Source organism: Ohtaekwangia koreensis, assembly GCF_900167975.1.
Lineage (GTDB): Bacteria > Bacteroidota > Bacteroidia > Cytophagales > Cyclobacteriaceae > Ohtaekwangia > Ohtaekwangia koreensis.
Genome location: NZ_FUZU01000001.1, coordinates 2470706 through 2482790 on the forward strand (window position 1 = coordinate 2470706; position 12085 = coordinate 2482790).

The window sequence follows — 12085 nt, forward strand, 5'->3', positions numbered from 1 at the left end:
TTAACAATGAATCGATTTTTACGAAATATAGGAGTCATAGTTTTTTGCATTGCCTTACTCGCGGGATGTTCTTCCAAAGAGGATAAGAAGTTCAGGTTAATTCCTTCCAGTGAATCGGGTATAACATTTCGAAATACATTAAAGGAGACCGTTGAGTTCAACATCTTTAACTATATGTATTTTTACAACGGCGCAGGGGTTGCCGTTGGCGATGTTAATGGAGATAGCCTGGTGGATATATACTTCACCTCCAATCAGGAAGATAATAAGCTTTACCTCAACGAAGGCGAATTTAAATTCAAGGACGTAACCGAAGCGGCCGGAGTGGAAGGCTTTAAAGGATGGACTACCGGTGTTACCATGGTGGATATAAACAGCGATGGTAAACTGGATATATATGTAAGCAACCTGGGAGACTACCTGATTTACAAAGGCAAGAATCAACTATTCATCAACGAAGGTAATGACACCAACGGTGTTCCCAAGTTCAGTGATCGTGCCATGGAATATGGTCTTGACCTGATGGGATTCTCAACACAGGCGTCTTTCTTCGACTATGATCGTGATGGCGACCTGGATATGTTTATGCTGAATCACTCATTACATGAGAATGGAACGTTCGGTAAATCTTCGTTGCGCACGCAAAGTCATCCGCTTGCCGGGGACAAACTCATGCGTAATGACAACGGACGTTTCGTGGATGTAACACAAGGATCAGGTATATATAGCAGCGTGTTGGGATACGGTCTTGGTGTTGTGGTGAGTGACGTGAACCTCGATGGCTGGCCGGATATATATGTTGGCAACGATTTCCATGAAAATGATTACCTGTATATAAATCAAGGGGATGGCACATTTGTGGAAACGCTCGAGAAATCGATGATGCATACCAGCCGGTATACCATGGGCGTTGACTTTGCCGATTTTAACAACGATGCATTTCCGGATTTGATTGCCATGGACATGCTTCCGGACGATCCATTGGTACTGAAGGCATCAGCTGCCGAGGATGCCTATGATGTATATAATTTTAAGATCAACTATGGATATAGCCACCAGTTTGCCCGTAATACATTGCAATTGAATAACCAGGATGGTTCGTTTAGCGAAATTGCGTTATTGGCTGGTGTAGCGGCTACCGATTGGAGTTGGTCTTCACTGTTTGCAGATTTCGACCTTGATGGAAAGAAAGACATTTTTGTCTCCAATGGTATATTAAGACGTTCCAATGATCTGGACTATATAAACTTCATCTCTGCCGACTCCGTGCAGATGCGAATGAAGTATGATATGTCGGAAAGGGAATTGATGTATATCGATAAACTCCCGAAGATTAAAATACCCAATTGCCTTTATCAGAATAACGGTGATTCTACATTCACCAACCAGGCAACCTCGTGGGGACTTGAAACGCCTTCATACTCAAATGGGACTGCCTATGCAGATTTTGATAACGATGGTGATCTTGATCTGGTGATCAATAACGTAGAGGATGAAGCCTTTCTTTATGAAAACAACACGATCCGTAAAACACCGAAAGAAAATATAGCGCAGCCTCATTACCTCCAGGTAGTGTTAAAAGGAGATCCTGGAAACAGCAATGGTATTGGTGCGAAAGTATTTTTATACCAGCAAGGAAGTGTGCAGGTACAGGAATGTATGCCTACACGCGGCTTTGAAAGTTCAGTTGATAGCAGGCTCACATTTGGAACAGGCGATGTGAACAGTATAGATTCATTACTGGTGGTTTGGAATGATGGTACATTCGAAAAAATTAGTTCTGTAAAAACAAATCAAAGCCTGGTGTTGACCCAACAACAAGCAAAAGGTATTTTTGATTATTCAGTTTTTCATCACGTAGCGCCATTGTTTTCAAATGCGTCTTCCGAAGTGAGTCTTCCCTATAAGCATAAAGAAAATCAGTTTGTTGAATTCAATCGCGAAGCACTACTTCCACACATGCTCTCTGCGGAAGGCCCTGCTTCGGCTACAGGTGACCTGAATGGCGATGGATTGGAAGATATATATGTGGGCGGTGCCAAGTGGGGAAGAGGACACGTATACCTCCAGACTCCCGGTGGTATATTTAAAGAACTTCAAGAGCCTGCTCTGGTGGTGGACAGTACCTACGAAGATGTTGATGCAGCATTGTTCGATGTCGAAAAAGATGGAGACCTCGATTTACTCGTTACCAGTGGTGGCAATGAATTTACGGGTAAATCCATATACCGCCAACCACGGATATACCTCAATAATGGTAAAGGTATATTCTCGCGTTCGTCTGCATTAACTGATATTTTTGTTACCGGATCATGCGTCAGTATACAGGATATAGATAACGATGGCGACCAGGATCTGTTCCTTGGTGCGCGTGCACAACCCTGGCGTTATGGTATAAAGCCCGATAGCTATATATTGATCAACGATGGCAATGGTAACTTTACAGACGCTACAGACCAGGTGGCTCCTGTACTTCGTAAGTTTGGATTTGTAAAACAAGCAACGTGGGCAGATATAGATGGCGACAAAGTCTCTGATCTGATTATAGCAGCAGAATGGTCGCCCATTACCATTCTTCTTAATAAACATGGCAAGCTTGCAGCGCTGCCTTTGGAAGGCTCAGGGCTGGAGAAATCGAATGGCTGGTGGAATATAGTGCAGGCTGCTGATTTTGATAATGATGGAGATATCGATTTGATCGCTGGTAACCTGGGATTGAACTCACGGCTGCATGCATCCGAGCAAGAGCCGGTAAAAATGTTTGTTGCCGACTTTGATAAGAATGATAGCACAGATCAAGTGCTGACGCATTTTATTCATGGCAAGGAATACCCGTTTCACACGCGCGATGAGATGACCAAGCAGATGCCCTTCCTGAAGAAGCGATATTTATCCTATCACAAATTTGCAGAAGCTACGGTACACGACATGTTCAGCGATGAAGTGTTGAACGCCTCGCAGAAATATACCACGTATACATTTGAGTCGTCCTACATTGAAAACCTGGGGCAAGGTAAATTTAAAATAAGGCCATTACCGAAAGCTGCACAGTTCTCCACGGTAAATGCTATACTGATCAACGACTTTAATAACGATAAGAACCTGGATATAGTCATAGCCGGAAATTTCTATCCCATCAATATCCAGATGGGACGTAACGATGCGAGCTGCGGTCTTTTATTGGCAGGCGATGGTAAAGGGAATTTCCATGCAGTACCAACGATGCAATCCGGTTTCTCTGTGAAAGGCGAAACGCGCGCACTTCGAACGATCACCGTAAATGGCAAGGAGTTCTACCTGGCTATTCGGAATAATGATACTGTGGTATCGTTTGGGTTGAATGAATCTGAAACCACAAAAGCTGAACGTGTAGCGCCAACATCAGAAAGCTTGAAACCGAAAAAACGCAACATGAAATAACGTCCAGACGGACTGAAGCGTAAAGAGTATATCTATAGTTGTTTCTTTTGAAGTACCTAAAAAAGAATGTATGAAAGCAGTACTATATCTTTCTCTTATTCTATTTCCGGCTATTGTGTTTGGGCAGGATGCCGCGTGGACCATTGAAGCCAAAGCGATTGATCCCAATAATTACTTTGGTGTTACTGTAGCCAATGGAATGGTAGGGATTGTTTCTTCCGCTGAGCCGATGAAAGTAAAAGATGTTGTATTGAACGGAGTATATGATTACTACCAGCGCGGCCGCGTGTCAAATATACTCAAGACATTCAATCACCTGAACATGAACCTCGAAGTGGATGGGCAGCGCATAGGTTTAAAAGACATCCGTAACTATAAGCAGGTGCTGGATATGAAGAAGGCAACCCTGAAAACTACATTCGATGTCGGTGAAAAGATAAGCGTCAAGCACACCATCATGGCATTGCAACATTTACCGTATACGGCCATGGGCATGGTGGAGATCAAAGCAAAACGTGCTGTTCGCGTTACACCGATGAGTGTTATAGAAGCGCCCAATCATTTAACAGACGTACGCAATCTATACAGTGAAATTGATCGCCCCCATGTAGTGATTCCATTACTCACATCGGTAGGGAAAAGCCCTTCCGGTAAACATACCGTTGCCGTCAGCAATAGCTTCATTTTTAACGAGCCTCACGGACAAGAGCCTGATCTGATTCATGAGGATTGGGACTATACCATGCACCTGTTGAAATTCAATAAAGCGCTGAAAGCAGGAGAGACCTATAGCTTTAGTGTTGTGGCTTCAGCTACTTCTACCGAGCACTATAAAGATCCTCTCAATGAAGCCGAGCGGCTCACTATATTTGCCAAATTAGAAGGTACACAACGTTTATGGCAACATCATATAGCGGCATGGGAGCAACTCTGGAAAAGCGATATCGTCATTGAAGGCGATTTGCAGGCGCAGAAAGATGTACGCTTTGCCCTATATCATTTATACTCTTTCGCAAGGGCCGGCACAGCCTATAGTTTATCGCCGATGGGTTTGTCAGGACTTGGGTATAACGGCCACGTATTCTGGGACACCGAACTATGGATGTATCCACCGTTGCTGGCGCTTCAGCCTGCTATAGCAAAGTCATTATTGGAGTATCGCTATCAGCGATTGGAGGCAGCAAAGCAGAATGCATTTTCGCATGGGTATAAAGGAGCAATGTTTCCATGGGAGTCATCGGATGAAGGAACTGAAGATACACCGGTGTGGGCGCTTACCGGTCCTTTCCAACATCACATCACCGGGTGTATAGGATGGGCCTTCTGGAAATATTACCAGGTAACGAAAGATAAACTCTGGTTGCGTGACCGGGGGTACCCGGTATTGAAAGAAGTAGCGGACTTCTGGGCAAGCCGCGTAGAACGTAAGGGCCCCGGCCAGTATGAAATCAATAATGTAATTGGTGCCAACGAGTGGCAGGAGAATATAGATAACAATGCGTTCACCAACGGTATGGCTATTACTGTATTGCGCTATGCAACGCAGGCCGCCAAAGAACTAGGCCTGGAGCCGGATGCAGATTGGGAACATGTAGCGCAGAACATTCCCATCCTCAAGTTTCCGGATGGCACCACGAAGGAGAATGCAACCTACAACGGTGTAGACATCAAGCAGGCAGATGTAAATCTGTTAGCCTATCCGTTGCAAATTGTCTCAGAACAAACGCAGCTTGAAAAAGACTTGAAGTACTATGAAGCACGCATGTCCCCGGAAGGGCCTGCTATGGGGAACTCCGTATTGGCTACGCTTTACTCGCGGTTGGGTAATGCAGAGAAAGCGTATGAGCTTTTTATCAAGACCTATAAACCGAACGAAGTGCCTCCCTTCGGTGTACTGGCGGAAACAGCTGGAGGCACCAATCCATACTTCGCTACAGGTGCTGGCGGTATGTTGCAGTCTGTCATTTTTGGTTTCGGAGGCCTTTCCATTACTGATGCAGGCATTGTGCAAAACAGCAAGCCCCTTCCTAAAAAATGGAAATCTATCCAGCTTAAAGGTATAGGCGTAGAAAAGAAGGATTATACAATAAAGCAAGGAAACTAAAACGTTTGTTATTATTGATTTCCTTTTAAATTTGAGAACTACTATTACTCTATTTGATATGAAGTTTTCTTATGTGAAGATGGCGATCCTGTGCACGTTGCTGGTGTCGTGTTCTTCGGATGCGTGGCGTACGAAAGTTCAAAGTTCAGAATATCTTCACCGCTCGGTAAAGCAAGTAACGGACGTTATCGTTCATGATATATTTTCACCGCCGGTTGCCAGTCGTATCTATACGTACGTGAGCGTAGCTGCGTATGAAGCAGCCTTGCACCAGGACTCATCATACGTGAGTTTTGCAGGACAGCTTCACGGGCTTACACCGGTGCCGAAACCTGAAGCAGGCAAAGAATATTGTTTTCCGTTGGCCTCTGTTCAGGCTGCGTTGAAAGTAGGACGCACCTTGGTATTTTCCGAAGATAAAATGGATGTGTTTTACAATGGTATCATGCAGGAGTTCCGGGACGCAGGTATACCGGACGATGTATATGAACGATCCATTGCCTATGGAACACAAGTGGCGGATCATATACTGGCCTGGTCACAAAAAGACAACTATAAGCAATCACGGTCCTTTCCAAAATATTCTATACTCGATGATCCTGCTACATGGAAGCCTACACCACCCGCGTATATGGATGCCGTGGAGCCACACTGGAATAAGATCAGAACTTTTGTATTGGATTCCGCAGGACAATTCAAACCTGCTCCACCCACAAAATTCTCAACCGATAAAGAGAGTGCATTTTACAAGGAGGCAATGGAAGTATATGAAGCAGGTGTAAAGATGACGGAAGTCAACCGGCAGATCGCTTCGTTTTGGGATTGTAATCCATTTGTGATGAATGTAAAAGGACACGTTATGTTTGCTACTAAAAAGATTTCTCCCGGTGGTCACTGGATGAACATCACCAATGTAGCCTGTAAAAAAACAAATGCAGATATAGTAAAAAGTGCAGAAGCATATGCGCGTGTTGCTTTGGGCCTGGTAGATGGATTTATTTCCTGCTGGGACGAAAAATACCGCAGCAGACTGATTCGTCCGGAGACGTATATAAATCAATTTATAGATGAGAATTGGACTCCGCTGTTGCAGACGCCTCCGTTCCCTGAATATACCAGCGGGCACAGTGTAGTATCAGGAGCATCGGCAGTTACCCTTACAAAACTGTTTGGCGATAATTTCTCTTTTACCGATTCTACTGAAATTGAATTCGGACTTACAGCCAGAACATTTAAATCATTTATGCATGCTTCAGAAGAAGCCGCGATCAGTCGCTTGTATGGAGGAATTCATTACAGACCTGCCATCGATAATGGCATGATCGAAGGACGGGCTGTTGGTAATTTCATTAACGAGAAAGTAAAGACCCGAAAGGAAGATAAAACCCTGGCGAAAGGTAAGTAAATACATACATAGTGCTTTATATATAGCGATCGTTCGCAGACGATTCGTGAATGCTATAATTCCGAGAGTATACTTTAACTTATTCGCTATATTTTTCAACTAACCAGATTGTTTATGACTCCATACCTTGCCGAGTTTTTTGGGACGATGTTGCTTATTTTACTAGGCGAAGGTTCTGTTGCCGGTGCGTTATTGAAAAATTCGAAGTCTGAGAATGATGGTTGGCTTACAATTGTTGTGGCGTGGGGACTTGCCGTTACCATTGCTATATATGCTGTAGGGAGTATCAGTGGAGCACATCTTAATCCGGCTATAACATTAGCACTCTGCATTTCAGGTGACTTCCCTGTTGACCAGGTTGCAGGGTACATTATCGCGCAACTTGCAGGTGCATTTACCGGTGCTATACTGGTATGGTTACATTATCTTCCACACTGGAATAAGACCGATAGTGCTGCAAAAAAACTGGCGGTGTTTTGTACCGCGCCTGCTATTCGCTCCACACCGGCAAACCTGCTCAGCGAAGTGATCGCTACACTGGTGTTGGTGCTTGCAATTTTATTTATAGGTGCTAACGAATTTGCTGCGGGATTAAATCCCTTGATTGTTGGTGGCCTCATCATCTCGATTGGTTTAAGTCTGGGAGGAACAACAGGTTTTGCGATTAACCCTGCCCGCGATCTTGCCCCGCGTTTAGTACATGCATTGCTACCAATCCCCGGTAAAGGTCCTTCCGACTGGGGCTACAGTTGGATTCCCGTGGTCGGCCCGATCATTGGAGGCGTGATGGGAGCGTGGTTGTTTAAAGCGCTGTTCGGACATTGATGGCACGCATCAAAATATGAATAAGTTTTGAAATTCACGATCTCTCAGGTATATCATTCACATGTCTTTGGTATCAGATTTAGGGAACAGCTTGTGTCTCAAAATGTTCATGTTCGGAACGTTCATGTAAAGAAAGTTTTTTAGCGTTTCCGTTGTCTTTCTTTCGGTTGTTATCCTATCTTCACCCGGCTATGTGCACAGACACACTGTGCTAATAACCAGAGCCGGAAGATGCGTACTTTTCTTTTTTCCATAGGTATTATTACGTTGATTGGTGCGGAAATTTTGCGCGTATACTTCATCATGCCGTTTCCGGGAAGTCAGCAAAAAGAAACCATCGACCTTGCCTACTTCCTTCATAACAACATTAACTATTTCAGGATCCTTGGCTTTCTGCTGATTGCCTATCCATTCATTGCATTCTTTCAATCTGATTCCGCGAAAGCGAAAATTATAGTATCATTTTTACTTGTACTCTATCTGGTTGTATTCTACTTTTTTAACTTTCGTTTTCTGGCAGATAAAATGTTTTACCAACCCACCCTTACACTTTTTGCAAAGGGACCGGCTAACAAAATACAAGGTAAAGATCTGGTGCTTGGTGTCTCGATTGACGGAGTATCAAAAGCATATCCGATTGAAATTATAGGCTATCATCACCAGGTGCGCGACACCGTGGGCAATACGCCCGTGATGATAACGTACTGTACCGTGTGTCGCACCGGAAGGGTGTTCAGTCCATTGATAGCCGGTAAAGATGAGCACTTCAGGCTTGTAGGGATGGATCACTTCAACGCCATGTTCGAAGACGCTACTACACGAAGCTGGTGGAGACAAGTTAGCGGAGAAGCAATCGCGGGTCCGCTAAAAGGAAAAGTACTCACAGAAATTCCTGCCGAACAAATGCGTCTCGATGCCTGGATCAGTCAACATCCTGAAACAGAGATCATGCAACCTGATACTACTTTCAACGAAGCGTATGCAGGGTTAAAAAATTATGATGAGGGAAAAAGCAAAGGAGACCTGACGCGTGCCGATTCACTTTCGTGGAAAGATAAATCGTGGATCGTAGGTATACAGTTGGGTATGGATGCGCAGGCTTACGACTGGAATGAATTGCTCGCAAAGAAAGTACTACAAGATAAAGTATCAGGTATACCTTTGCTCATCACCATGGAAAATGATAGCGCTTCCTTCCATGTCTTCAAACGCGATACACTTGCTTTTGAATTCAATTCGTCATCATCAACACTACAGGATATTCAAACACGATCGACCTGGAATCTAAAGGGGCAATGCATCGAAGGAACATTAGCCGGAAAGCAATTGCCGGTGGTGCAATCTTACCAGGAATTCTGGCATTCGTGGCGAACATTCAGACCACAGACCACCACCTATAAGAGCGACACTAAACTTTGACAGGAACAATAAATACGAGTAAATTGAAGTATAGATTTTATGGACAAACAGAACAGTGACATTGGTAAAGACAGCCTGTGGGGAATTGACCTGGGTGGGACAAAAATTGAAGGTGTTATTTTAAGATCGACTAAAAATCCCGAAGTATTATTTCGCGACCGTGTTCCAACGGAAGCCGACAAAGGATATGACCATATTTTATCGCAGGTAAAATTGCTGGTGGGTATGATGGAAAAAGTGGCGGGCGCGAAAGCTCCCGGTATAGGGTTTGCAACGCCCGGTACACTGGATCCGAAGTTAGGTGTCATGAAAAATTGTAATACCGTAGCCATGAACGGTAAACCGATGAAGGCTGATCTTGAAAGGATACTCGGTGTAAAAGTAGAGATGGCCAATGATGCGGATTGTTTTGCTTTGGCAGAGACACGCTATGGCGTTGTGAAAGATCGCTTTCCAGATGCACGCGTTGTATTCGGTGTGATCATGGGCACCGGTGTTGGTGGCGGAATTGTGATTGATGGAAAAGCTATAGTTGGCTTACAAGGTATAGCAGGAGAGTGGGGCCATAATTTTCTCGATGAATCGGGAGGTCCTTGCTATTGCGGAAAATCGGGATGTGTAGAGATGGTGATCTCCGGTCCGGCATTGCAGCGATATTATTTCAAGGAAACCGGCAACAACAAACCACTGAAAGATATAGTGGCACTCGCGGAATCCAAAGTAGACCCAACGGCACAAAAGACCATGCTGCGCCTCATTGAATTCTTTGGTAAAGCGGTGAGTGTACTCATCAATATACTTGATCCGGATGTGATTGTGATTGGCGGTGGTGTGGGAAATATAGACCTGCTATACGACCGGGGTGTTGACTCCGTAAAGAAATATGTATTTAACAACCGCCTGGATACACGCATTGTACGTCCATCGCTGGGCGATAGTGCCGGTGTATTTGGTGCTGCCTTTCTGTTAGCAGACCCTATGTGATACTATGGTACAATCTTATAGTGAAAATCGCTAGCCTCAGCATACGGTATATGTTTTAAGGTATCAACGTTTAACATCTTTAACGAATAAGGTTTATGAAACGAATAGCAATACTTGGTCCCATCCCCCGCGATCACATTGTTACACATCAGGGTGACCTGATACAGAAATGGGGATGTGTTACACACCCGGTTATTGCGCTATCGATCATGGCAGGCGATCAGATCGAGATTGTTCCCGTAAGCCATTTGCGACAGGTTGACCTTGATAACGTAGTGGAAGTGTTCAACGGATATAGCGGCATCAACCTCGACCACCTGACCACCAAAAATGATCAGGGCGACATCATCAGCCTCCGGTTCATCGATATGAACAATCGTCTCGAGCGGCAAACCGGGTTTATGGATCCGATCATGCCCGATGATGTGAAGAAGTTGATTGACTGTGAAGTCTTCGTCTTTATACCCATCAGCGATTACGAGATCTCCCTTGAAACGTTGAAGTTTTTGAAGAAGAAGAGCAAGGGCACGATCATCTTCGATGCGCACGGGCCGACCACGGCATGTCTGATCAACGGAGAGCGTATGCGTAAATTCTGGATTGATCGCGATCAGTGGCTTCCCTATATCGATGTATTGAAAATGAACCTGGAAGAAGCACATGCTTCGTGGTTCAAGAAGGAATATGAAAGTCAGGATTTTTCGGAAGCTCCCGATGTGGACAGAGATGTATTGCGCGGGTTTGCTATACATTGCCTGAGTAAAGGCGTGAAGTGCCTATACATCACGGTTGATTCACGTGGTTCATTGGTATACTATAAAGAACGTGGAAAGCTGAAAGAAGAAATGGTGCCGGCGGTGAAAGTAGAAAATGTAATTGATACTACGGGCTGTGGCGATTCATTTGCCGGAGGTGTTGGATTTGGACTGCTGCAAAAACCGAATGACTATATACAGGCTGCGCGCTATGGAAATACACTGGGCGCCCTGCGCACGCAAGGAAAAACATTTGCAGTCTTTAAAACACTGGAAGAAACCAATAAGATCATCAAGGATACCTATAACGGTAAATAAGCCTATATATGGATCTTGTAAAGTATAGATGGAATTTAGTGGACATGAAAAAATTAGAATAGTATATACCTGAGCCCCAATCGTAACCCATAAACCCTAACCTTTGATTAAAGCCGTAATATTCGATCTTGATGGAGTAATTGTAGATACAGCCCGTTATCACTTCCTGGCCTGGAAGCGATTGGCGGATGAACTTGGTATTAAATTTACCGAAGAGGACAATGAGCGACTGAAAGGAGTAAGCCGCATTCGCTCGATGGAAATTCTCATGGAGCTGGGTGGCATTACACTCAGTCAGTACGAAAAAGAAAAACTGGCGAATAAAAAAAATACATGGTTCGTTGATTACGTGGAACGCATGATACCCGAAGAGATATACAGCGGTGTACGCGTGTTGATCGAAAAACTGAAGGAGCGCGGTATACATATAGCACTTGCTTCCAGCAGTAAAAATGCGCGAACTGTTCTTCATCTCTTGCACATTCAAAATCTTTTTGAAGTGGTAACGGATGGTACTATGATCACGCACTCGAAACCTGACCCGGAAATTTTTCTGCTTGCAGCAGAAAAGCTTGGTATAGATCCGAAAGACTGCCTCGTATTTGAAGATGCAGAGGCGGGTATAGAGGGAGCACTTGCAGCCGGTATGTTGTGTGTTGGCATTGGCTCACAGGAACAATTATTTAAAGCTCACAAGGTGATCCGTCATACCGGGGATTTTACGATGGAAATGCTGGATGAATTTAATGCTGTTGCATTAAAGCTTAATACAGAACGTTAATATATACCTGAAGTATAAATAACAAGAGCTATAGCAGTAGCTGATGTCTTAAAAATAAACGTTTAATAAATACG

The 12085-nt window shown here is 44.2% G+C and carries 8 protein-coding genes; all 8 read left to right on the forward strand.

What is annotated here, in order from left to right; genetic code table 11:
- The first annotated feature begins 6 nt into the window (after positions 1-6).
- The 8 genes from B5Y40_RS09965 to pgmB all read left to right on the forward strand — a co-directional run bounded on the left by B5Y40_RS09965 (position 7) and on the right by pgmB (position 12011).
- Positions 7-3420 carry a VCBS repeat-containing protein gene (locus tag B5Y40_RS09965; protein WP_079686524.1) on the forward strand — a complete coding sequence of 1138 codons (3414 nt, stop codon included), beginning with the start codon at positions 7-9 and terminating at the stop codon, positions 3418-3420.
- Between the two features lie 70 nt (positions 3421-3490).
- Positions 3491-5524: a kojibiose hydrolase gene (locus B5Y40_RS09970; protein ID WP_079686525.1), complete on the forward strand. Its 2034-nt coding sequence runs from the start codon at positions 3491-3493 to the stop codon at positions 5522-5524.
- Positions 5525-5582: 58 nt separating this feature from the next.
- Entirely contained in the window at positions 5583-6929 is a 1347-nt protein-coding gene (locus B5Y40_RS09975; protein WP_079686526.1) for a vanadium-dependent haloperoxidase, read from the forward strand.
- A 114-nt stretch (positions 6930-7043) separates the two neighbouring features.
- Complete coding sequence (locus B5Y40_RS09980) at positions 7044-7754, forward strand: MIP/aquaporin family protein (protein WP_079686527.1); 711 nt, start codon at positions 7044-7046, stop codon at positions 7752-7754.
- Between the two features lie 231 nt (positions 7755-7985).
- The gene (locus B5Y40_RS09985; RefSeq protein WP_079686528.1) at positions 7986-9173 is read left to right on the forward strand and encodes a DUF3179 domain-containing (seleno)protein; all 1188 of its coding nucleotides are present in this window, start codon (positions 7986-7988) and stop codon (positions 9171-9173) included.
- 39 nt (positions 9174-9212) lie between these two features.
- Entirely contained in the window at positions 9213-10157 is a 945-nt protein-coding gene (locus tag B5Y40_RS09990) for an ROK family protein (protein ID WP_079686529.1), read from the forward strand.
- Between the two features lie 95 nt (positions 10158-10252).
- On the forward strand, positions 10253-11230 hold the full coding sequence (locus tag B5Y40_RS09995) for a carbohydrate kinase family protein (protein ID WP_079686530.1): 978 nt from the start codon (positions 10253-10255) through the stop codon (positions 11228-11230).
- A 103-nt stretch (positions 11231-11333) separates the two neighbouring features.
- Positions 11334-12011 (forward strand): beta-phosphoglucomutase, encoded by a 678-nt coding sequence (pgmB, locus tag B5Y40_RS10000; RefSeq protein ID WP_079686531.1) that lies wholly within the window; start codon positions 11334-11336, stop codon positions 12009-12011.
- Positions 12012-12085 lie beyond the last annotated feature (74 nt).

What these genes read in the sequence shown, in the direction of transcription:
- B5Y40_RS09995 (WP_079686530.1), top strand. Translation starts at nt 10,253, where the DNA reads ATGAAACGAATAGCAATACTTGGTCCCATCCCCCGCGATCACATTGTT.
- B5Y40_RS09975 (WP_079686526.1), top strand. Translation starts at nt 5,583, where the DNA reads ATGAAGTTTTCTTATGTGAAGATGGCGATCCTGTGCACGTTGCTGGTG.
- B5Y40_RS09965 (WP_079686524.1), top strand. Translation starts at nt 7, where the DNA reads ATGAATCGATTTTTACGAAATATAGGAGTCATAGTTTTTTGCATTGCC.
- B5Y40_RS09985 (WP_079686528.1), top strand. Translation starts at nt 7,986, where the DNA reads ATGCGTACTTTTCTTTTTTCCATAGGTATTATTACGTTGATTGGTGCG.
- B5Y40_RS09970 (WP_079686525.1), top strand. Translation starts at nt 3,491, where the DNA reads ATGAAAGCAGTACTATATCTTTCTCTTATTCTATTTCCGGCTATTGTG.
- B5Y40_RS09990 (WP_079686529.1), top strand. Translation starts at nt 9,213, where the DNA reads ATGGACAAACAGAACAGTGACATTGGTAAAGACAGCCTGTGGGGAATT.
- B5Y40_RS09980 (WP_079686527.1), top strand. Translation starts at nt 7,044, where the DNA reads ATGACTCCATACCTTGCCGAGTTTTTTGGGACGATGTTGCTTATTTTA.